Source organism: Pelagibius sp. 7325, assembly GCF_037652055.1.
In the GTDB taxonomy this organism is placed as follows: domain Bacteria; phylum Pseudomonadota; class Alphaproteobacteria; order Kiloniellales; family Kiloniellaceae; genus Pelagibius.
The window spans coordinates 19,714-41,638 of sequence record NZ_JBBKAH010000011.1; the positions used below are offsets into that span (position 1 = coordinate 19,714).

Consider the following 21,925-nt stretch of genomic DNA (forward strand, 5'->3'; position numbering starts at 1 on the left):
CCTCTTCAGGTAACAGTTGCTGCGCGCGCGGCGGCGGCACGGCGGTAGAGCCTGAGCACGCTTTCGGTGCGCGCGGCCGTGTCGGCGCGCTGCGGCGGCACCGGCGGCAGCGTTCGGAAATGATGACAGGCTACGGCGTGGTCACCCTCGCCGCCGAGCACCGGCTCCGCCGTGCCGCAGAGCGCGGTGGCATGGGGGCAGCGGGTATGAAAGCGACATCCCGAAGGCGGATCGAGCGGGCTCGGCACCTCACCCTGCAGAACCGCACGGCCCCGCGCGCGCCCACCTTCACGCACGGGGCGTGGCTCCGGCGCGGCGGCCATCAGCGCGCGGGTGTAGGGATGGCGCGGCGCGGCAAAGACCTGATCCACAGGCCCGATCTCGACGATACGCCCCAGGTACATCACCGCGACCCTGTGACTGATATGATGTACCAGGTTGAGATCGTGCGAAATGAACAGATAGCCGATACCCGTGCGCTGCTGAATGTCACGCAGCAGGTTCGTGATCTGCGCCTGCACCGAAACGTCCAGCGCCGAAACCGCTTCATCACAGACGATGAGCTTCGGTTCCGCCGCCAGCGCCCGGGCGATGGCGATTCGCTGGCGCTGTCCGCCGGAGAACTCGTGGGGATAGCGCTCGGCGGCGTCCTCCGGCAAACCGACCAGGGCCAGCAGCGTGCGGGCCCGCGCAGCGGTTTCGCGCCGCGTCACCAGGCAGTGCAGCACCGCCGGTTCGGCGACGATGGCACCCACCGTCATCTGCGGATTCAGCGACCCGAAAGGGTCCTGGAAGACGATCTGCATCTGCCGCGCGCGGGCGCGGCCCGCCGCGACGGGTCGTCCCCCGAAAGCGATACTGCCGCTGCTGGGTTGCAGCAGACCGACGATCATGCGCCCCACCGTCGACTTGCCGCAGCCGCTCTCGCCCACCAGCGACAGCGTCTCGCCCGGCGCGATGGCGAACGATACACCGTCGACGGCGCGCAGGGTCTCCCGGCGCCACGGAAGCCCGCTGCCAATGGGAAAATCGCGGACGAGGTTCTCCACCGTCAGCAGCGTCATGTACTTTTCTCCAGGGTTTCCAGGAGCGGACTGAACCAGCAGGCCGTGTGATGCCCCGGACGCACTTCGGCCACGGGCGGGCGTTCGACGCGGCAGCGCGCTGCCGCGAAAGGACAGCGCGGATGGAAATGGCAGCCGGGCGGCAGCGCGCGCAGGTCGGGGATGCTGCCCTCGATCGGCAACAGCGCCTCGGCGCGTTCGCCTTTCGACGGCATGGAGCCCAGCAAGCCCACGGTATAGGGGTGCTCCGGCCCGTTGAACAGCGCCTCGGCCGTCGCGCTTTCTACTGGGCGCCCGGCATAGAGGACCTGCACCCGGTCAGCCATCTCGGCCACCACGCCCAGATCATGGGTGATGATGAGGATGGCGGTGCCGCTCTCCCGCGCCAGGCCGCGCAGCAGGTCCAGGATCTGCGCCTGTACCGTCACGTCCAGGGCCGTCGTCGGTTCGTCGGCGATCAGCAGGCTGGGACGCAGCACCAGCGACATGGCGATCATCGCGCGCTGGCGCATGCCGCCGGAAAGCTCGTGCGGATAGGCCGCCGCGCGCCGCTCCGGCGCCGGAATGCCGGTCTGGCGCAGCATGTCGACGGCACGCGCCCAGGCCGCCTTGCGCGACACCTTCTCGTGCAGGCGGATTGCCTCCACGATCTGTGCGCCGACGCTGCGCACCGGGTTCAGCGCGGTGGCTGGCTCCTGGAAGATCATCGACATCTCGCGCCCGCGCAGGCGCTGCCAGTCGCGCGGTGCCAGGGAGCGCAGATCGCGCCCGGCGAACTGCATACGCTCCGCCGTCACCGTGGCGATGCTGGGCAGCAGTCCCATGAGGGCCAGCGACAGCACGCTCTTGCCCGAGCCGGACTCGCCGACGATGGCGAGCGTTTCGCCTGGATGCAGGTCAAGGTTCACGCCGTCGACCGCCTGCATTGCCCCCGCATCGGTCTGGAAGCGTACCGAAAGGCCGCGCACCTGCAACAACGCCTGCGCCCTCTCCGTCTGCGGCAGGGTGCCTGCCGTCTGGCGGGGGCTGCGCAGAATCTTTCCGGTTGCCGCCGCGCTCACCCGAACCTCTTGTCGGCAGCATCGCGGAAGGCATCGCCCAAGAGGTTGAAACTCAGCACGATGCAGAAGATCAGCGCCGACGCGGCGGTCGAAACGTGCGGCGCAAAGAACAGGAAGCTGCGCCCCTCCGCCGCGATGCTGCCCAGCTCTGCCGTCGGCGGCTGCAAGCCGAGGCCGAGAAAGCCGAGCGAAGCGGCGAGCAGCACCGCGTCGCCGAAGGCAAGCGTCACGTAGACCAGGATCGGCGCAGCGCAGTTGGCCAGTAGATAGCGCGTCATGAGGATGCGGTCCGGCAGGCCGATGACGCGGCCGCCGTCCATGTATTCCTGCGCCATGACCGAGGCAGCGGCGCCACGCGCGATGCGCGCGATCCCCGGCATCACCGACAGGCCGATGGCGAGAATGAGGCTGTTGAGGCCCGGCCCCAGCACGGCGGCCAGCGAGAGGCCGAAGAGGATCGAGGGAAACGACAGGAAGACGTCGATGAGGCGCATTAGCGGCCCGTCGAGCCGCCGGTAGAAGGCGGCAAGGATGCCGATGCTGCCGCCCAGCGCCGCGCCGACCGCAACCCCGCTGAGGCCGAGCAGGAGGGTGGTCCGGGTGCCGTACAGGAGGCGTGTCAGCAGGTCGCGCCCCTGGGTGTCGGTGCCCAGCAGCCAGTCGCCGCCGGGTGGCCTGAGGCGCAGGCGCAGTGTCGTCTCGTAGGGGTCGAAGGGCGAGAACAGCGGCACCAGGATGGCCGCCAGCGTAATCAGCAGCAGGAAGCCGGCGGCCAGCGCGACCACCGGGTTGGCAAGCAGACGGCGCAGGGTGCGGCTGCGTGCGCGGCGCAGTGGCAGAGCGGTCGGCGCGGCCCCGGTCATGCGCTGCGCCTGACGCGCGGGTCGAGCACGCCGTACAGCAGGTCGACGACGATGTTCACCACGATGAAGGCCGTCGCGAGAAACAGGATCGCGCCCTGCGCCAGCGGATAGTCGCTGGAAACGATGGCGCCCACGGCGAGCCGCCCGACGCCCGGCCACGAAAAGATCGTCTCGGTGACCACCGCCCCGCCCATCAGGGTGCCGACCTGCAGGCCCAGCAAGGTGACGATGGGCAGCCAGGCGGTGCGCATGGCGTGGTCGGCGACGACACGCAGCTCGGAGGCACCCTTGGCCCGCGCGGTGCGCACGTAGTCCGCGCTGAGGGTGTCGGCCAGCGCGGTGCGGGTCATCCGCGCCGTCGGACCGATGAGGATAAGTCCCAGGGCGGTGGCGGGAAGAATGATGTGGCTGAGACCCTCGGCGGTCCACAGCGGCCCGCCGCGGCCCTGGATCGGGAAGAACCGGGTGGCGGCAGCGAACTGAATCATCAGCAGGCCGACCCAGAAAACCGGCACCGACACGCCGGCGACGGAAAGCGCCATAACCGCGCGGTCCATCAGGCCGCCGCGCCGCGTCGCGGCGAAGGCGCCGAGCAGCAGACCGGAAGGCACGGCCCAGGCCATGCTGGCGAGCATCAGTTCCAGCGTCGGCACTGCGGCACGCAGAAGTTCCGCCGCCACCGACGCGTTGTTGATAACCGAGCGCCCGAGATCGCCGACGGCGACGCGCTGCAGATAGAGCCAGAACTGGAAGGCCAGCGGCTGGTCGAGGCCGAGGTGGCGGCGGATCGCTTCGATCTCGGCCTCAGTGCCGGTCGGCCCGGCGATGACCGCCGCCGGGTCGGCCGGCAGCACCTGCAGCATCATAAAGCCGATCCAGAGCACGCCGACGAGCACCAGGAAAGAGGTCATCAGGCGATGCAGCAGACGTCCGATCACCGTTTCGATGTCCTCTGTTTCCTGGCGCCGGCCCTGGGCTCTCTCCGGAGGGAGAGAGTTACTTCAGTTCCAGCGTGAGCCCGTTGTTGAAGCCGGCGCCGCTGATGCCATGCGGCTGGAAGGGCTTCAGGCGCGCTCCAGCCACCACCACAAGGCTCTCGTTCACCAGCGGCTTCCACAGCAGCGCATCGTGCACCACCTTGCCAGCCTCTGCATAGGCGGCATGGCGGGCGTCGCCGTTGGTCGCTTTGTTGCCGTCCTCGATCAGTTTGTCGGTGGTGGGGTCCTCCCACATCATGCGGTTGGGTGACGGCACGTTGGCCGACAGAAAGTAGAGGTTCAGCGCGTCACCGGCGTTCAGGTAGGGATAATCCATCTGGTAGAGATCATATGTCTGCTCGCGCAGCTTGCCCCAGATGGCGGTGTTGTCGTAGAGCTCAAGAGCCAGGTCGACGCCGATCTTGCGCAGGTCGCTCTGCACCGCTTCCGCCGCCTCGCGCGACGACGAGTTGTTGAAGCCGTAGAGGGTAAGCGTCAACTTCTCGCCGCCCTTTTCCAGCACGCCGTCGGCACCCTTCGCCCAGCCGGCTTCCGCCAGCAGCGCGGCGGCCCTTTCGGGGTCATAGCCGAAGGGCGACTGGTCGATCTCCGGGTTGTAGTCCAACGCCTTCTGCGAGTAGTAGGCGGTCGCCGGTTCGGCGGTGCCGAAGAAAATGGCATCGGCGATGGCGCTCTGGTCGATGGCGAGGCTGACTGCCTCGCGCACCTTGCGGTCCTGCATGTTGGGGCGCGTGATCTTCATGCCGAGGTAGTGGGTGCGGAAGCTGGCCTCGGGCCGCAGCAGCGCGGTCGTGGGATCGGCCTCGAACTGCGCCAGGCTCCACGACGGCACCGAGTAGGAGGCATCGACCTCGCCGGCGGTGATGGAGGCGGCCAGCGTCGCCTCCTCCGGCACGATCTTCCAGATCACCGTCTCGGCCTTCGCCGGGCCCTGGTTCGACATGAACTCGGGGCCCCAGGTGTAGCCTTCGTGGCGGCGCAGCACGACGCTCTCGCGCGGCTGCCAGCTTTCGAAGCAGTAGGGGCCGGTGCCGTTGAAGGCCGTCACGCCGAAGTCCTCGCCCAGCGCCTCGGCCTGCTCCGGGTCGATCATGACGAAATTGAACTGCGCCATCTGGTAGAGCAGCGCCGAGTTCGGCTCCTGCAACTTATAGACCACGGTGAAGTCGTCCGCCGCGGTGATGCTGTCGACGTTGCCGGCCTTCCAGGTGCTCACATTCGGCGCATCCGGCTTCAGCCAGCGGTCCATGGTGCCCACCACGTCCTTGGCGGTGAATTTCCTGCCATCGCAATAAGTGACGTCGTCGCGCAGGTGGAAGGTATAGGTGAGGCCGTCGTCGCTGAGCTCCCAGCTCTTGGCGAGGCCCGGGTGCAGGGTCTGCAGGTCATAGCCCAAGGTGACCAGGGTATCGCCAACCATGTAGAGCACCTCGGCGGCGGCAAGCGCGGAGGAGCGGTGCGGGTCGTAGCGGTCGCCGTCGGAGGAGCGGCCGAGGGTGATGGTGCCGCCATCGGCCGCCGAGCCGGCCGCCGGGGCAAGGCCTGCGGCGGCGCCGAGGGCGAGACCCAGGCAGAGGGAAAGAGAAAGCGGGGATTTGCGCATCATGAAGCTCCTGTCTGGACGGGGCCCTCTGGCGGGGACCGGAAGCGCTTCCCATTCCTCCAACTCATGGCGAAGGCGGCTGGGAATTATCCTGTGACGGTAAGACGCGGGGAGCAATGCGACAAAACGATGAATTTCGCTGATATCATTCCATTCAGGAATGACCTGCCTCCGCCCCGCCGGGCTGTGCCTCCTCCAGGATCCAGGCCCGGAACAGTTGCAGCGCCGGCAGACTGCGTTTCCGTTCAGGATAGACGAGGTAGTAGGACTCGGCGCTCTTCATGCCGCGCGGGAATGGCGCCTCCAGCAGGCCCGCAGCCAGTTCCTCGGCGACCATGAAGCGGGGTACGAGGCCGACGCCGGCGCCGGCGATGGCCGCGCGGATGATCATGTCAAACTGCTCGAAGCGGCTGCCGCGGTAGGCGTTGACGCCGCTGGCGCCGCCCGCCTCCAGCCAGTGCTGCCAGGCGCGTGGCCGCGCCCGGTGGTGCAGCAAGGGGACGGCGGAGAGCGCCTCCAGGGTCGGCATGGCCAGGAAACCGGGGGCGCAGACCGGGATCACCTCCTCGCTCAGCAGGCGCTCCGACGGCCCGCCGGGCCAGGGCGACGCCGCGTAGAGGATGGCGGCGTCGATATTTTCCTGGGTCAGGTCGAATGGCCACTGCCGCGCCATAACGTTCAGCGCGACCTGCGGATAGGCCTCGGTGAAGCGACCGATGCGCGGCAGCAGCCAGCGGTTGCCGAAGCTCGGCAGGGTCGCGATGTTCAGGATCGACCCGCCGCTGCGGAAGGCGAGCGTCTCCATTGTCGCCTCCTCCATGATCTCCAGCGCCTCGCGGATGCGCGCCAGGTAGTGCTGGCCCGCCTCGGTCAGCACGATGCGCTGGCGCACGCGCTCGAACAGCGGCGTGCCGAGGAAGTCCTCCAAGCTGGCGACCCGCTTGCTGACGGCGCTCTGGCTGAGGTTCAGTTCCTCGGCGGCGCGGGTGAAGCTGCCGTGGCGGGCCGAGGCCTCGAAGACGGTGAGTGCGGGCAGCGAAGGCAGGACACGGCGCATCGGAAAGTCCCGGGCAGAAGATCAGGCGGCAGCGATTCCACGGCAACGGCCGCAGGCCCAGCCTATCGCAAATTCTTCAGCCAGCGCGTCAGAAGTTCGGCGGTCGCTTGCGGCGCCTCCAGAAAGGGCATGTGGCCGATGCCGGACATGAGCACCAGTTCGGCGCCCTTCACCTGTGCCGCCATGTGGCGGGCCATGGGCGTCAGCACGATGCGATCCGCCGCGCCCTGCAGAATGAGGAACGGCAGATCGAGCGCCTGCAGCAGGGCGTCGCCGTCCAGTGGCCGGGCGTTCATCCAGCGCAGAGCCTCCGGTGCCGCGCCACGCGCTGTCTCCAGCAGGACTTCCAGGGCTTCAGGCTCCGGCGGCACCGCGAAGAACAGGGGCACCAGGGCATTGAGGGTTGCCGCGATGCGCGCCGGATCGCCCGAGGCGATCGCCTCCGCCATGCCCATCACCTGCGGCGCCAGGAAACCGTCGCCGTCCTGCGTCGAGGCGCCAATGAGGCAGATTCCCGCCAGATCGTCCGCCCCGAAGAAGCGCAGATAGTCCACCACCACGCGCCCCGCATAGGACCAGCCGACCAGCACCGTCGGGCGGGGCGGCAACGCATCCACTACCGCGCGCAGGTCTTCCGCCCAGTGGCGGTCGGTCTGGTAGGCGGCCGCCGCTCGCGGCCGGTCGGAATGCCCGTGGCCGCGCAGATCATAGGAATACACCGCGAGACCCGCATTTCGCGCCGCAATCGGCAGGCTGCCCCAGACCCGGTGGTCCTGGCCATAGCCGTGTATGAACACCAGGTTCACCGGCCCGTCGTTATCCGCTGGCCCGCCCCAGGCCTGCGCCGCCAGGGTGACGCCGTCGGCGGAGACAACGGTGAAGTGCCGCCTGGGCGCCAATGTTCCGGTAGCGGACATCAAGCCGGCCGGTCGGTACCCTTGATGGTGGCGCGGTGCATGACGCGGGTGTAGGCCTTGTCGTCGTAGGGCGTCGCCTTATGCATGGTGGAGCGGTTGTCCCAGATCACCACGTCGCCGACCCGCCACTTGTGGCGGTAGACGAAGTCGTCGGAAACGGCGTGCGCGTTCAGCCGATCGAGCAGCGCCTTGCCTTCCGCCACTGGCAGGCCGCAGATCTCCTTCACGATGTCCTCGCCGACGAAGAGCGACTTGCGCCTCGTCTCCGGGTGGGTGCGCACGACAGGGTGCACCACGTCCGGCGTCTTCGCCTTCTGCTCCTCGGACAGCGGCTCGCGGTCACCAAAGGCCTTGGCGTAATAGCCGGAGTAGGAGTGCACGGCCTTGAGATCCGCAATTTTCGCTTTGGTCTCAGGATCCAGCGCGTCGTAGGCGGCGTACATCGAGGCGAACAGCGTGTCGGCGCCTTCCGGCGGCACCTCGCGCGAGTAGAGCACCGACCCGAAGCAGGGAACCTCGTAGTAGGACCAGTCGGAGTGCCAGTTCCAGCCTTCCTTATGGTTGCCGATCGGCTTGCCGTCGACCGCCTTGTTGGACAGCACATAGAGCTCGGGATAGGGCGTCGTCAGGAACTGCTTAAGGACATGAACCTGAAGGTCGCCGAATCGCTTGGCGAAGGCGACATGCTCGCCCTCGGTCAGTTCCTGGCCGCGGATCAGCACCAGACAGTGATCGTTCAGGGCCTGGCGGATGGCGGCGAAGCGTTCGTTGTCCAGCGGCTCGGAGAGGTCCACTCCGGTCACTTCGACGCCCAACACGGGGCCGAGCGGCTGCAGTTCCATAACGCAATGACTCCTTTAAGCGGTGGATCTGAAAATCAATCCCGATAGCTCGGGTCGAGATCATCGAGCAGGCGCAGGAAGCCTGGCCACTCACGGCTGCCCGGCCAGCGTATATCGCCCTGCAACTCGGTGAATTGGCGTGCCGTGTGCTCGCAGACCTCGTGCGGCGGCAGGTGCAGGCTCTCGCCGCGCACCGCCGCGGCTGCCTGCGCGGCGAGCTGGATGCGCGCCGCACGCTCGAAGTAGTAAACCAGCATGAAGGCCTCGGGAATCGTCTGGCCGATGGTCATGACGCCATGATTGCGCAGCAGCAGCACCCGGTGCGGACCGAGGCTCTCCTGCAGACGTGCCTGCTCGTCGAGATCCAGCACTACGCCCTCATAGTCGTGCACGCCGACCCGGTTATAGAAGTGCATGGCGAACTGGCTGAGCGGCAACAAGCCGGACTTGAGCGCCGAAACCGCCGTTGCCGCATCCGAATGGGTGTGCAGCACGCAGCGCGCGTCGGCGCGGGCCTTGTGCACTGCCGCATGGATGACGAAGCCGGCGCGGTTGACCTCGTAGTTGCTGGGCTCCACCTGGTTGCCGTCCAGGTCGATCTTCACCAGCGACGACGCGGTGATCTCGCGGAAGAACAGGCCGAAGGGGTTGATGAGGAAATGCTCCTCGGCGCCCGGCACCCGCGCGGAGATGTGGTTGTAGATCAGGTCGTCCATGCCGAAGTGGGCGACCAGGCGGTAGCAGGCCGCCAGCTGAACGCGCAGCTCGGCCTCGGTCTGGGGATATTCAGGAGCGCGACTTGCGTTCATCACTTCCACCACACGATCTTGCGGTCGACCCACACCAGGACGAGATAGAGGATCATGCTGGCCACAGAGGAAACCGCGATGGCCGCCCAGACCTGCAGAAAGTTCACCTGCTGGGTCGCCTGGAAGATGATCCAGCCGATGCCGCGATAGGCCCCCAGCATCTCGCTCACAATGGCGATGATCATGGCCCGCACGATGCCGACGCGCATGCCGTTGACCAGCGACGGCATGGCCGCCGGCAGGCGCAGAGTCCACATGATACGCAGGGGTCCCGCGCCGAAGCTGCGCAGGAGGTTTATCGCCTCCTCCTCGGGCCGCTTCAACCCCTGCAGGGCATTCAACAGGATGACGAAGGAAACCGCGATCACCACCATGGCGATCTTGGAGGCCGGGCCGATGCCGAGCCAGATAAGAGCCAGCGGCGTGTAAGCCACGACCGGCACGCAATTGATCGCCACCAGCACCGGCATCAGCGCCGCCTCCAGCGGCGGCACCAGCACCAACAGCATGGCAAGAACCAGGCCGATGGCGATGCCGAGGGCAAAGCCGGTCAGCGCCTCGTTGAGAGTTGCCAGCACCGCCTTCTGCAGCACCGGCCAGGTGTCGATCACCCCGGCGGCAATGGCCGAGGGTGACGGCAGCACGAAAACCTGCACATCGAAGTACCAGACCACGGTTTCCCAGAGGCCGAGCAGCAAGACGAGGCTGATCGCCAGCGGCAGGACGTGGTGCCAGATCATCTCGGCATTCTTCATGCGTCGCTCCGCCACCAGACAACCCGCCGCTCGATGACGGCAACCACGGCGTAGAGCGAGGCGCCTAGGAGGCCGCAGGTGATGATGAGGGCCCAGAGACGCGGCACCGATTCGGTGTACATCGCCTGGATCAGCATGACACCCAGGCCAACGGTATCGCCGAACCACTCGCCGACGATGGCACCGATGAGCGAGAGCGAGATGCCGAGGCGCAGCGCCACCGCGATGGTCGGCAGCGCCGCCGGGAAGCGCAGCTTCCAGAAGATCTGCGCCGCACTGGCACCGAAGGCGCGCATCAACTGGATTTTCTGCGGGTCGACCGCCAGCATGCCGCTGTGGGTGTTCACGGTGACCGGGAAGAAGGTGAGATAGAAGGCGATGACGACCTTGGACAGGATGGTGTTGCCGAACCAGATGATGATGAGGGCACCGAAGGCGACCACCGGAATGGTTTGCGACACGACAAACAGAGGGAACAGCGCGCGCTCCAGCGGACGAACTAGGGCGAAGGCGACGCCGCAGAGGATGCCGAAGGAGGCGCCGGTGACGAAGCCGAGAGTGGTCTCGGTGAAGGTTCGCAGTACGCTGCGGGCCAGAAAAGGGCCCACCTTCCACGCCTCCTGCAGCACCACGCTGAGCGGCGGAAAGATGTGGGCGGAGATGTTGGCGCCGCGGGCGACCGCCTCCCACAGCACGGCCATCGCGACGATGGTGCCGAGCGGCAGGGCGACGGCGCGCCAGGGCCCGCGCGCTGCGGCGTTCATCGTGGCGGCTCGGCGGCGGCGAAGGTCTTCATGCTCTCTTCCTCGACCGCATCGAGGAGCCGCCGCTTCACCGCGATGAAAGCCTGCGAGGTCACCACCGACGCTTCGCGCGGGCGCGGCAGCTCGATGGTCTCCTGGCATTTGATGGTTCCGGGGCGCGCGCTCATCACCAGCACCTTGTCGCCTAGGAAGATTGCCTCGTCCAGATCGTGAGTAATAAAGAGGACCGTGCGCTTGTAACGCTGCCAGATGTCGAGCAGCCAGCGCTGCATCATCGCGCGAGTCAGGGCGTCCAGAGCGCCGAAGGGCTCGTCCAGCAGGATGAGGTCGCGCTCGAAAAGGAAGGTGCGCATGAGAGCGACGCGCTGTCGCATGCCGCCGGAAAGCTGGTGCGGATAGTGCTTCTCGAAACCCGAGAGACCGAAGTCCGGCAACATGCCTAGCGCCTTCTCGCGTGCCTCCTTTTTCGGCACGCCTTCGATCTCCAGCGCCAGGATGGCGTTGTCGACGACATTGCGCCACGGGAACAGCAGATCGCGTTGCGGCATGAAGGAGACCTTGCCGAGCAGCTCACCGTCCTGCTGCGGCACCCCGTTCATGACGATGGATCCATTGGCATCGGCGGGCAGGAGCCCGCCGATCATATTGAAGAGAGTCGACTTGCCGCAGCCGGAGGGACCGATGAGGGTGATGAATTCGCCCGGCTCAATCTGGAGGTCGACGTTGGCGACGGCCGTCACCTGGGACGGGCCGTCACCGAAACGCTTCCAGACATTCACCAGCTTGAGAAGAGGAATCGCGTGCGATCCCCGGGGGGCCGGGTCGGACGATGACATTACCGGTCGGTTCTCCGCTGCGGAAAGCTTGCTCACGTCAAATCACTTCAGACTGGCGTACTACGGCATCTTGATGTCGTCAGGAGCGGCCTTGAGGAAGCTGTCGTCGAAGGCCGCCTTGACGTCGACCGGTTTGGAGAACACACCGGCGCTCATCAGGATGTCCTGCTGCTTCTGCAGGGCGTCGTACTGGATTTCGAACAGCATCGAAGTACCGTCAGGCGTCATCACCTCGTCGATCATCTTGATCATCGCTTCCTGGTGACCGCGCTCGAGGGAAGGATCGGCCTCCAGAATGATGTCGACCGCCTCGTCCTGATGCTGCAGGGCATACTGCCAGCCCTTCAGCGTGGCGTTGAGGAAGTTCTGCACCAGCTCCGGCTTCTCCTTGATCATCTGCTCGGTGGTGACCAGGGTGTCGCGCTGGACGGTGATGCCGAAGTCATCAGGCTGGAACAGGCGCAGGTTCGTAATGCCCTTCTCCAACAGCGTCTGGTACTCGTTGTAGAGGGTGGCCACGGCGACATCGACATCCTTCTCGATGAAGGGGTTCATCGAGACCGACTGCGGCACCATCTCGTAGTCGCCTTCCTTGAGGCCGGCGGTTGCCAGCATCGCGCGCAAGGTATGCTGCGAACCCGAGAACCAGGAGGAAATGGTGCGGCCCTTGAAGTCCTCCAGCTTCTCGATGCCGGAGTCGTCGTAGGTGACGAAGGTGTAGGGTGTCTTCAGGTGAGCAACGCCGATGGCGACCAGCGGCAGACCCTTGTCACGCGCCGCCAGGTGGCTCTCCACGCCACCGGTCAGGCCGAAGGTGTCGGCGCCGGAGGCAACCAGAGAGTCGGCATTGAGGTTCGGGCCGCCTGGATTGATGGTGAGGTCGAGGCCGACTTCCTCGTAGAAGCCCTTGGCCTTGGCCACGTAGAACCCGGCGAACTGCGCCTGGGTCAGCCACTTCAGCCGCAGACTGACCGTTTCCAGGGCTTGCGCCTGGTTGCCCATGCCCAGAAGGATGGCAGAGCCCATTACTGCGGCGCAGACCCCGGCGAGGAACCGTCGCCGCCCCGCCGCTTTCCGGCTCTGCTGTCGGAAGGAATCCATATTTTTAGCCTCCTTGTTGTCGCTGCAGGCGCACGTCGCCCCTCGCCTCTTTCAGCAAGGGCCATGCCAGAGCGGCAACAGCAGCAGGGGCGGCGCGGCCGGACATGCTCCGCCCCGCCGGCAAAGCCTCCGAAGGGGCTGAATTCCGCCGTTTGCGGGAAACGCGGCTGGGAGAAGCCGAACGGGCCGGCGAGAGGCGTGCAAAGATACAAGGCGCGGTTCACGTGTACACAAATGCTAGTTTTTGTGCACATTGACTGCACGGCTGCCCAAAATTCGGACGTTCGGCGGTCATGCATCGGCCCACCATGTTCGGCAAGCGGCCTGAGACCGGGTTTTCAGCAATTGGAATGGACTTTGCGAAGGGCTTTGGATACACAAACGCCAAAAGCTGCATCTCAGAGGAAACAATGAGCGACGCGCCGCAGGACGACTTGCCGGAACGGGCTTCCTACCGCTCGATCCTGGAAAGCGGGCCACAGGATTACGTCATTCAGGGCCGCTACCTGAAGCAGCACCATGCCGGCATTGCCGATCTCTACCTCGGCTTCCTGAAATCCTTGGAAAGCCCGCACCTCGGCTTTCCGGTCGACCGCTTCGAGCATTCCCTGCAAACCGCGACGCGCGCGCTGCGCGACGGCCGCGACGACGAATACGTCTTCGTCGCCCTGTTCCACGATGTCGGCGACGCGCTGGCCCCCGCCAACCATCCGGAAGCCGGCGCCGCCCTGCTGCGCCCTTACATCGGCGACGACATGTATTGGCTGGTGCGCAACCACGGCGTCTTCCAGGGCTACTACTACTATCACTTCCTCGGCCGCGACCGGGACCTGCGCGAACGGTACCGCGGCCATCCGATGTTCGAGAAGACGGCGGAGTTCTGCGAGAAGTACGACCAGGCCGCCTTCGACAAGGACTATGAATCGGCGCCGCTCAGCGCCTTCGAGCCGCTGGTGCGCCGCATCCTGTCGCAGCCGCCGCGTTTTGTTTTCGAATGATATGCCAAGGGCTTGCCGCTTGAGCGTCAAGGCCTCTTTGCCCCGCGGCAGACTAGCCTGCCATGAAGATCTTCCATTGAACCCCTGCACCCAGACAGAACGAGTCCGATGAAGCTGAAACTGGAAACGTCGCAGAACGAGACCCGGGCAGAAGCCCTGCGCCGAACCCTGGAACAGGAGATCCTCAGCGGCAAGCTGCGCCCGGGCGACCGCCTGGACGAGGTCGAACTCGCCGAACGCTTCGGCGTCTCGCGCACACCGGTGCGCCAGGCCCTGCACGCCCTGTCGGCCGGCGGGCTCCTGGACATCAAGACCCGCCAGGGGGCCTGCGTCTCCTCGTTGTCCATCGCCATGCTGCTGGAGATGTTCCAGATGATGGCCGAGTTAGAAGGCCTCTGCGCCAGCTTCGCCGCTCGGCGCGCGCGTCCCGAGCAGAGGCGCCAACTGAAGGAGATCCACGAGCGCCTGGTGAAGACCTTCGAGGAAGACGATCCCGAGCGCTTCTATGAGGTGAACCGGGAGTTCCATGAAGCGGTCTACGCCGCGGCAAACTCGGAATTCATCGCTGATCAGACGCTCGCCCTGCGCAACCGCGTCTCGCCCTATCGGCGCTACGTGACTTTCCAGCCCGGCCGCATGGCGGCGACCTTGGGCGAGCATGCCGAGGTGCTGGAGGCGATTCTCGCGGCCAACCCCAGCGCCGCGCAGCAGGCTATGCGCAGTCACGTGAACCTGCTGGGCGACAATCTCACCGACTTCATCGCCTCCATTCCCGCCCAAACGCTGAAGGCCGGCTGATCCCGCCGGCGCCGTTCGGACGCAGCGCCGGGAAACAACCGCGGCGACGGAATACTGGTTGACGGGTTGGTTTGATGTATGCACGTTTTGTGTTCTTGTATTCATAACTCAAGTAGAGGGTGAGGCGTAGCATGGATCTGGGTTTGCAGGGGAAGCGGGTTCTCATTACCGGCGCATCGAAGGGAATCGGGGAAGCCGCGGCCTGGTCCTTCGCGAAGGAGGGCTGTGCCCTGCACCTCGCCGCGCGCTCCAGCGAGGCGCTGGAACGTCTGAAGAGCGAGATCGCCGCCGACGCCGGCGTCGAGGTCACGATCTACCCGATGGATCTCTCCACCGACGCGCAGATGTGCGCCCTGGCGGAAGCCGCCGGCGACATCGACGTGCTGGTCAACAACGCCGGCAACATTCCCTCCGGGCCGATCGACGTGGTGGACGACGAGGCCTGGCGCCAGGGCTTCAACCTGAAAGTATTCGGCTACGTCTCGCTGACCCGCGCGGTCTACGCCAGGATGCAGGCACGGCGCGACGGCGTCATCATCAACGACATCGGGAATTCCGGCGAGAACTGGGACGCCAACTACATCGCCGGCTCCACCGGCAACGCGGCTCTCATGGCCTTCACCCGCGCGCTGGGCGGCGTCAGCCTGGACTACGGCGTGCGCGTGGTCGGCGTGAACCCCGGACCGGTGGAGACCGACCGAATGGTGCGCCTGATGAAGCGCCGCGCCGTCGACATGTTCGGTGACGAGGGCCGCTGGCGCGAGCTGTTCGAGCGCTATCCCGCCGGCCGTCCAGCCACCGCCGAGGAGGTCGCCGATCTGATGGTCTTCCTCGCCTCGCCGAAGGCCGGCTACATCAGCGGCACCATCGTCACCATCGACGGCGGCATCGCCGCGCGCGGCTCCATCATCAAGGAAGGCGGCCGCAAGTGAGCACCGTCGCTGCCATGCCCACAGGCTCCAAAGCCACCGCCAGCGACCTGGAAGCCAAGAACGCCTACTTCGACCGACTGTTCAACGACGCCGATCTGAAATGGCTGGGCCAGAACACCAACCACGTGCCGCTGCACCCCAAGGTGCGCGAGGCCCTGCATGCCGCCGTCGACGACGAGGGCTTTCACGGCTACGCGCCGCCGGCAGGCCTGGAGGCGCTGCGCCAGGCCATCGTCGACGACCTGAATATTCCGGGCGCCCGCGCGGTGGTGACCGACGGCGCGGTCTCCGCGCTGGCCATGGCGGTGCGCGCCTTCTGCGGGCCGGGCCGCAACATGGTGACCACCGATCCGGGCTGGAAGTGGCCGCTGCTCTTCGCGCGCCAAGCCGGCGCGGAGGTGACGGAAATTCCGATCTGGGGCGCCGAGCACGCCTTCCGCCTGTCGCCCGAGCGTCTCGCCGCTGCGGTCGACGAAACGACCTCGGTCATCTACCTGGTCGATCCGAACAACCCGCTCGGCATTTGCTACACGGCCGGGGAGATTGCCGCCTTTTGCGCTATCGCGCGGAAGGCCGGCGCCGTGCTCATCCACGACAGCACCTACCGCGACTTCGCCGAAGGGCACACCCCTGCCACCGGGCTCTATCCCGAAGGGGCACTGACCGTGGTCAGCTTCTCCAAGTGGCTGGGCCTCGCCGGCCTGCGCATCGGCGCGCTGGTGGCGCAGCCGGAACTGCTCGAACAGGCCGCCGCCTGGTCGCAGGCGCCGCTTGGCGCCAACGTCATCGCGCAGAAAGCGGCACTTGCCGGTCTTTCGGTAAAGGCCGAATGGATGGCCGCCGTGCAGGCGTTGCAGCGCGAGAACCAGGCCCGCATCAAGGCCGCCGTCGACAAGCTGCCGGGATTCACCCTGCCTGTCTATCCCTCGCACGGCAATTTCCTGGTGGTCGAATGCGCCGAGGCGGGCATCCGCCCGGAGGCGCTGGTGGCGGAGTACGGCAGCCGTGGCATTATGATCCGCCAGGGCAGCTACCATACGCCGCGCTTCGGCGACCGATTCATCAAGGTCAGCACCACGGTTCCCGCCGCCTGGATGGAGGCGTTCTGCGCACTGTTGCCGGAGCTGGCGGAGCGTGCCCGCCAGCGCAACGAAGTCCCGGCCCTCTTCTAAGGAGTTCGATGCATGGCCTACGCGGTGGCAAAGGACGGCACCCGCCTCTACGTGGAGGAAGCCGGCGCCGGCACGCCGATCGTCTTCGTTCACGAGTTCGGCGGGAACTACGACGCGTGGGAACCGCAGATGACTTTCTTCGCGCGGCGCCACCGCTGCGTCACTTTTGCGGCGCGCGGCTATCCGCCCTCGGACATTCCTGCGGACGTCGAAGCCTACTCCCAGGCCATTGCCGTGAGCGATATCCTGGCGGTCATGGATCACCTGAAGATCGGCCAGGCGCACGTCGTCGGCCTTTCCATGGGCGGCTTCGCAACCCTGCACCTGGGACTGACGGCGCCCGAGCGCGCCTTCTCGCTCACCATCGCCGGGGCCGGCTACGGTGCCGAGAAGCAATTCGAGGACTATTTCAAAGGCGTATCCCTGGACGTCGCGAAGAACTTCGAAACCCAGACCGCCAGGGTCTTCGCCGAGACCTATGCCTCCGGCGCCAGCCGGGTTCAGTTCCAGAACAAGGATCCGCGCGGCTGGCGCGCCTTCGCCGACCGTCTCGCCACCCACTCCGACATCGGTGCGGCCAACACCATGCGCGGCGTCCAGGCGCGGCGCCCCTCACTCTATGATCTGGAGAAAGAGATCGCCGCCATGACGGTGCCCGCGCTGGTCATGGTCGGCGACGAGGACGACCACTGCCTGCAGCCCGGCCTGTTCTTGAAGAAGACCCTCCCGGCCGCCGGTCTCGCCATCCTACCGAAGACCGGTCACACCCTGAACCTGGAGGAGCCGGAACTGTTCAACACCCTGCTGCGCGAGTTCATCGCCATGGTCGAGGCCGGGCGCTGGCTGCCGCGCGACCCGCGGGCCAATCCGGCTGAAGTGATGAAAACCAAATAAGGTCCGGTATGACGGCACTCTCCGAACGGGCTCTCAAGGTCGCCGAAGCGGTGAGCCAGGAACGGCTCTGGCAGCGTCACGAAGACCTTGCCCGCTTCGGCGCCACCGCCAAGGGCGGCGTGAATCGTCAAGCACTCTCGGCCGAAGAGACTGAAGCGCGCCGCTATCTGCTGGACGTCGCCGCCGCGCGCGGCTTCGAGGCCTTCACCGATGCCGCCGGCAACTTCTTCCTGCGTCTTCCCGGCGCCGATCCCGGTCTGCCGCCGGTGATGACCGGCTCCCACATCGATTCGCAGCCGACCGGTGGGCGCTTCGACGGCATCTTCGGCGTGCTGGCCGGCCTCGAAGTGCTAGAGGCCATACGCGATGTCGGCTGGACGCCGCCGCGCAGCATCGACGTGGTCGGCTGGATGAACGAGGAAGGCTCACGCTATGCGCCGGGCATGATGGGCTCGGAAACCTTCACCGGCGTGCGTGACCTCGATGAGATCCTGACCATCCGCGACAAGAACGGCATCCGCGTGTGTGATGCGCTGAAGGCCGTGAACGACGCGCTGCCGCCGCTGCCGGAACGACCGCTGCGACGCGCCCTCGCCGCCTATGTCGAAGCGCACATAGAGCAGGGCCCGGTGCTGGAGCAGCGCAACATCGAGATCGGCCGCGTCACCGGCATCCAGGGCAAGCAGACCTACCGCGTCACCGTCATCGGCGAGGAAGCCCACGCCGGCACAAAGCCGATGGCGGAGCGGCGCGACGCCCTCATCGCCGCCCTGTCAATGGTGCAGACTCTGCACAAGCTGTGCAGCGCGACCGATCCGGCGGTGATGTTTACCGTCGGCCGTTTCGAAGTCGCACCCAATGCGCCCTCGGTGGTGCCCGCCCGCGTCGACTTTTCAATCGACCTGCGTCATCCCGACACGGATCTCATGCGCCGCCTTGGCGGGCAGTTCGCGACGATCTGCGCCGAAGCCGCTGGTCCATGCACGGTCGAACTGGCGCCGCTGGTCGACACCCCGTCAATGACTTTCGATAGTGGAATCGGTGCGCGCATCACCGCCGCCGCCGGGGCGCTCGGCCACAGCGTCATGGACCTACCCTCCGCGGCGGGGCACGACGCACGGCACCTGGCCGGCCATGCCCCGTCGGGCATGATTTTCATCCCCTGCCGCGGCGGCATCAGCCACCATGAATCCGAGTGGTCGGAGCCGGCCCAGGTGGCGGCGGGCGCCCGCGTATTGGCAGCGGTGCTCGCCGACCTGGCGAACGGCGTCGCCGCCCCGTGACCGCGCCAGCCGCCACAAGGCGGCCCGCCGTCAGTGGGAGATCATCCAGGGCCGCTTCGAGGGGAAGGTCTTGGCGCCACCCGTCGTTTTCGATGTCCGCTGCTTAGGGCTGCCGCAGCATGAACAACCGGGGCCGTGACCGTGCGTCCGCGCCGCGGCAGAGGACAATTGCGGAGCGTGGCGGCTGCGCTCGTTGGTCTCGAAGGCCTGCCGCCTTGCACCGTCCATGACCGCAAGGCGCGGGGCGGAGAGCAGCGCGCGGGGCGCCGCAACTCCGCAGGCGGGGCAATCGCAGGGCGCGCCGTAGCGGTCCATCGGGACCAGGGCCTCGAAAGGCCCGCAGTCGGCGCAGAGATAGTCGTAAAGCGGCATGACCCTGCCCTCCCCTTTGCTATTTCAGGTCCGGTGCCAGCGGCACGTCGATGGAGCCGTCGAGATACCGCGTTGGCCCTTCGTTGCCCGGCATGATGTCGAATTCGAAGACATCGGTCGGCAGCCACAGCGTCGCGCAGGCGTTGGGGATGTCGACCACCCCGGAGATGTGGCCCTGGCAGGGCGCGGTGCCGAGAATGGCGTAGGCCTGAGCGCCGGAGTAGCCGAACTTCTTCAGGTACTCGATGGCGTTGAGGCAGGCTTGGCGGTAGGCGATGTGGACGTCCAGGTAGTGCTGCTTGCCGCCCTCGTCCACCGAGATGCCCTCGAAGATCAGGTAGTCGTCGTACTTCGGCGTGATCGGCGAGGGACGGAAAATCGGGTTCTTGATGCCGTACTTGGCCATGCCGCCCTTCAGCAGCGAGACCTTCAGGTGCACCCAGCCGGCCATCTCGATGGCGCCGCAGAAGGTGATCTCGCCATCGCCCTGGCTAAAGTGAAGATCGCCCATGGAAAGGCCGGCACCGTCGACATAGACCGGGAAGTAGACCTTGGATCCGCGCGACAGGTCCTTGATGTCGCAGTTGCCGCCGTGCTCGCGCGGCGGCACGGTGCGCGCGCCCTCGGCGGCGGCCTTGTCGCGCGCCTCGCCGGTGAGCGTCCCCATGTGGGCGGTGTCGGCGTAGGGCAGCGTCGCCAGCGCCGGGACGCGGTCCGGATCGGTGTCGAACAGGGCCTTCTCGCGGGTGTTCCAGGTGTTCAGGAGATCGTGCGACGGCAGGCAGCCGATGAGGCCCGGGTGGATGAGGCCCGCATAGCGCACGCCCGGCACGTGGCGCGACTTGGTGAACATGCCCTCGATGTCCCAGATCGACTTCTGCGCCTCCGGGAAGTGGTCGGTCAGGAAGCCGCCGCCGTTCTGCTTGGAAAAGAAGCCGTTGAAGCCCCAAAGCGAGTCCTGCTTGGCGCCGATGTCGAGGATCTCGACCACCAGCAGGTCGCCGGGCTCGGCACCCTTGACGCCGACCGGGCCGCTGAGGAAGTGCACCTGGCTGAGGTCGACATCGCGCACGTCGGCCGCGTCGTCATCATTAGCGATCTGCCCGCCGGTCCAGTCGTAGGTTTCGATGACGAAGTCGTCGCCCGGCTTCACCCAGCAGGCCATCGGGATGTCCGGGTGCCAGCGGTTGTGCACCTTCTCATTCTCGTAGGGCGAGGTCGTGAGATCGACCTCGATCAGGGTGTTGGAGCGCGCGGCACTCTTGCTGGGAACCAGTGTATCGGGCATGGCTGCATCCTCTCTTATTGGGTTGCGTTCGGAAGCTTCCGTGCTAGACGGACAGGAAGCGGGCGACCTTGGCCTCGTCGACGCCGGCGCGCGGCGCCTCGTGGACGATGCGGCCGTTTTCCAGCACCAGGACGCGGTCGGCGACGTCGAGGGCGAAACTCAGAACCTGCTCGGAAACCACGATAGACAGGCCGCGTTCGTCGCGGATGCGCCGCAGGGTGCGCGCCATCTCGCGGATGATCGAGGGCTGAATGCCCTCGGTCGGCTCGTCGAGCAGCAGCACCTTGGGCTTGGAGGCCAGCGCGCGGGCGATGGCGAGCTGCTGCTGCTGGCCGCCGGAGAGGTTGCCGCCGCGCCGGCTCTTCATCTCCAGCAACACAGGAAACAGCTCGTAGATGTCGCCCGGCACCTTGCGCTCGCCGGTCACCGTCAGGCCGGTTTCGACGTTCTCCTCCACCGTCATGGTCGAGAAGATCATGCGCCCCTGGGGCACGTAGGCGACGCCCCTGGCCACGCGCTGATGGCTCTTCAGCCCGGTGATCTCCGACTCGCCGATGCGAATGGCGCCCTGGGACGAGGGCACCAGGCCGATCAGCGACTTCATCAGTGTGGTTTTTCCCATGCCGTTGCGGCCCATGACCGCGACGATCTCGTTGGGCTGTACTTCGAAGTCGAGGCCATGAAGCACCTCCGACTCGCCGTAGGCGACATGCAGATCGGAAACCGCCAGCATCGTCATTTCCCCGCTTTCGCTCAGTGACCGAGATAGACTTCGACGACCTTGGGATCGGCCTTGACCGTCGCCATGGAACCTTCCGAGAGGATGCGCCCCTGGTGCAGCACCGTAACCTTGTGAGCGATGTCCTCCACGAAGCCCATATCGTGCTCGATGACGATGACCGAACGGTCCTGGATGATCCGCTGCAGCAGCTCGGCGGTCTTCTTGCGCTCGGCCACCGACATGCCGGCGACCGGCTCGTCCAGCATCAGCAGCTCAGGGTCCTGAATCAGCAGCATGCCGATCTCCAGCCATTGCTTCTGGCCGTGGCTGAGGACCGCTGCGCGCTCGTCGAGCTGGTTCTCAAGGAAGATCATCTGGGCGATCTCCTCGACCCGCTCGATCACCCGGGCGTCGCGCTTGAAGGCCAGCGCGCCGACCACGGTGCGGCCCTTGGGATAGGAGAGCTCCAGGTTCTCGAAGACCGTCAGGTCCTCGTAGATCGAGGGGTTCTGAAACTTGCGTCCGATTCCAGCGTGGACGATCTCGTGCTCGCGTAGGCGGGTCAGTTCCGTGCCCTTGAACTTGATCGAACCGTCACTCGCCCTGGTGCGTCCGCAGATGAGGTCGAGAACCGTCGTCTTGCCGGCGCCGTTGGGACCGATGATGACGCGAATCTCGTTCTCGTCCACGTAGAAGGAAAGGTCGTCGACCGCCTTGAAACCGTCAAAGGACACGGTGAGACCCTCGACCGCGAGGAGGAAGTCGGTGACGCTGCCGGTAACGCTGTTCATCTGCCG

23 protein-coding genes are annotated in these 21,925 nt (G+C 66.3%); 6 read left to right on the forward strand and 17 right to left on the reverse strand.

The annotated features are described in order from the left end of the window. Nucleotides 1-5: 5 nt before the first annotated feature. The 13 genes from WDC82_RS20120 to WDC82_RS20180 all read right to left on the reverse strand — a co-directional run bounded on the left by WDC82_RS20120 (nt 6) and on the right by WDC82_RS20180 (nt 12,670). Complete coding sequence (locus WDC82_RS20120) at nt 6-1,064, reverse strand: ABC transporter ATP-binding protein (RefSeq protein WP_340119186.1); 1,059 nt, start codon at nt 1,062-1,064, stop codon at nt 6-8. After that, a complete protein-coding gene (locus tag WDC82_RS20125; protein ID WP_340119187.1) occupies nt 1,061-2,125 on the reverse strand; it encodes an ABC transporter ATP-binding protein in 1,065 nt (354 codons plus the stop codon). Before WDC82_RS20125 ends, WDC82_RS20120 begins: the two co-directional genes overlap by 4 nt. Beyond that, the gene (locus WDC82_RS20130) at nt 2,122-2,988 is read right to left on the reverse strand and encodes an ABC transporter permease (RefSeq protein WP_340119188.1); all 867 of its coding nucleotides are present in this window, start codon (nt 2,986-2,988) and stop codon (nt 2,122-2,124) included. The genes WDC82_RS20125 and WDC82_RS20130 overlap by 4 nt, the downstream gene beginning before the upstream one ends. Beyond that, the gene (locus WDC82_RS20135) at nt 2,985-3,926 is read right to left on the reverse strand and encodes an ABC transporter permease (protein ID WP_340119189.1); all 942 of its coding nucleotides are present in this window, start codon (nt 3,924-3,926) and stop codon (nt 2,985-2,987) included. Before WDC82_RS20135 ends, WDC82_RS20130 begins: the two co-directional genes overlap by 4 nt. Nucleotides 3,927-3,984: 58 nt before the next feature. After that, nucleotides 3,985-5,589 (reverse strand): ABC transporter substrate-binding protein, encoded by a 1,605-nt coding sequence (locus WDC82_RS20140; protein WP_340119190.1) that lies wholly within the window; start codon nt 5,587-5,589, stop codon nt 3,985-3,987. Between the two features lie 154 nt (nt 5,590-5,743). Beyond that, on the reverse strand, nt 5,744-6,646 hold the full coding sequence (locus WDC82_RS20145) for a LysR substrate-binding domain-containing protein (protein ID WP_340119191.1): 903 nt from the start codon (nt 6,644-6,646) through the stop codon (nt 5,744-5,746). A 62-nt stretch (nt 6,647-6,708) separates the two neighbouring features. Continuing rightward, nucleotides 6,709-7,563 (reverse strand): alpha/beta hydrolase, encoded by an 855-nt coding sequence (locus tag WDC82_RS20150; protein WP_340119192.1) that lies wholly within the window; start codon nt 7,561-7,563, stop codon nt 6,709-6,711. Continuing rightward, a complete protein-coding gene (locus tag WDC82_RS20155) occupies nt 7,563-8,405 on the reverse strand; it encodes a TauD/TfdA family dioxygenase (protein WP_340119193.1) in 843 nt (280 codons plus the stop codon). The genes WDC82_RS20150 and WDC82_RS20155 overlap by 1 nt, the downstream gene beginning before the upstream one ends. Before the next feature lie 35 nt (nt 8,406-8,440). After that, entirely contained in the window at nt 8,441-9,214 is a 774-nt protein-coding gene (locus WDC82_RS20160) for a class II aldolase/adducin family protein (RefSeq protein WP_340119194.1), read from the reverse strand. Further along, nucleotides 9,214-9,969 carry an ABC transporter permease gene (locus WDC82_RS20165; protein ID WP_340119195.1) on the reverse strand — a complete coding sequence of 252 codons (756 nt, stop codon included), beginning with the start codon at nt 9,967-9,969 and terminating at the stop codon, nt 9,214-9,216. Before WDC82_RS20165 ends, WDC82_RS20160 begins: the two co-directional genes overlap by 1 nt. Beyond that, the gene (locus WDC82_RS20170; RefSeq protein WP_340119196.1) at nt 9,966-10,733 is read right to left on the reverse strand and encodes an ABC transporter permease; all 768 of its coding nucleotides are present in this window, start codon (nt 10,731-10,733) and stop codon (nt 9,966-9,968) included. Before WDC82_RS20170 ends, WDC82_RS20165 begins: the two co-directional genes overlap by 4 nt. Next, nucleotides 10,730-11,569, reverse strand: coding sequence for an ABC transporter ATP-binding protein (locus WDC82_RS20175; RefSeq protein ID WP_340119197.1), 840 nt, complete (start codon nt 11,567-11,569; stop codon nt 10,730-10,732). Before WDC82_RS20175 ends, WDC82_RS20170 begins: the two co-directional genes overlap by 4 nt. A gap of 60 nt (nt 11,570-11,629) precedes the next feature. Further along, the gene (locus tag WDC82_RS20180; protein ID WP_340119198.1) at nt 11,630-12,670 is read right to left on the reverse strand and encodes an ABC transporter substrate-binding protein; all 1,041 of its coding nucleotides are present in this window, start codon (nt 12,668-12,670) and stop codon (nt 11,630-11,632) included. 410 nt (nt 12,671-13,080) lie between these two features. Here WDC82_RS20180 and WDC82_RS20185 point away from each other — a divergent pair, with 410 nt between their 5' ends. From WDC82_RS20185 to WDC82_RS20210, 6 genes are all read left to right on the forward strand, one after another. Continuing rightward, nucleotides 13,081-13,668 carry an HD domain-containing protein gene (locus tag WDC82_RS20185; protein WP_340119199.1) on the forward strand — a complete coding sequence of 196 codons (588 nt, stop codon included), beginning with the start codon at nt 13,081-13,083 and terminating at the stop codon, nt 13,666-13,668. A 108-nt stretch (nt 13,669-13,776) separates the two neighbouring features. Further along, nucleotides 13,777-14,466: a GntR family transcriptional regulator gene (locus tag WDC82_RS20190; RefSeq protein ID WP_340119200.1), complete on the forward strand. Its 690-nt coding sequence runs from the start codon at nt 13,777-13,779 to the stop codon at nt 14,464-14,466. Nucleotides 14,467-14,597: 131 nt separating this feature from the next. Next, nucleotides 14,598-15,398, forward strand: a complete 801-nt coding sequence (locus WDC82_RS20195; RefSeq protein WP_340119201.1) for an SDR family oxidoreductase — start codon at nt 14,598-14,600, stop codon at nt 15,396-15,398. Beyond that, nucleotides 15,395-16,570 carry a pyridoxal phosphate-dependent aminotransferase gene (locus WDC82_RS20200; RefSeq protein WP_340119202.1) on the forward strand — a complete coding sequence of 392 codons (1,176 nt, stop codon included), beginning with the start codon at nt 15,395-15,397 and terminating at the stop codon, nt 16,568-16,570. The genes WDC82_RS20195 and WDC82_RS20200 overlap by 4 nt, the downstream gene beginning before the upstream one ends. Before the next feature lie 12 nt (nt 16,571-16,582). Beyond that, entirely contained in the window at nt 16,583-17,464 is an 882-nt protein-coding gene (locus WDC82_RS20205; protein ID WP_340119203.1) for an alpha/beta hydrolase, read from the forward strand. 8 nt (nt 17,465-17,472) lie between these two features. Next, nucleotides 17,473-18,747 (forward strand): M20 family metallo-hydrolase, encoded by a 1,275-nt coding sequence (locus tag WDC82_RS20210; RefSeq protein WP_340119204.1) that lies wholly within the window; start codon nt 17,473-17,475, stop codon nt 18,745-18,747. A 30-nt stretch (nt 18,748-18,777) separates the two neighbouring features. On the opposite strand, the gene WDC82_RS20215 is transcribed toward WDC82_RS20210, so the two are convergent. The 4 genes from WDC82_RS20215 to urtD are packed head-to-tail and all read right to left on the reverse strand — an operon-like array spanning nt 18,778 to nt 21,919. Then, entirely contained in the window at nt 18,778-19,119 is a 342-nt protein-coding gene (locus WDC82_RS20215) for a zinc ribbon domain-containing protein (RefSeq protein ID WP_340119205.1), read from the reverse strand. Nucleotides 19,120-19,138: 19 nt separating this feature from the next. Next, a complete protein-coding gene (gene fmdA, locus WDC82_RS20220; RefSeq protein ID WP_340119206.1) occupies nt 19,139-20,407 on the reverse strand; it encodes a formamidase in 1,269 nt (422 codons plus the stop codon). A 43-nt stretch (nt 20,408-20,450) separates the two neighbouring features. Next, entirely contained in the window at nt 20,451-21,140 is a 690-nt protein-coding gene (urtE, locus tag WDC82_RS20225) for an urea ABC transporter ATP-binding subunit UrtE (protein ID WP_340119207.1), read from the reverse strand. 20 nt (nt 21,141-21,160) lie between these two features. Continuing rightward, a complete protein-coding gene (urtD, locus tag WDC82_RS20230; protein ID WP_340119208.1) occupies nt 21,161-21,919 on the reverse strand; it encodes an urea ABC transporter ATP-binding protein UrtD in 759 nt (252 codons plus the stop codon). Nucleotides 21,920-21,925 lie beyond the last annotated feature (6 nt).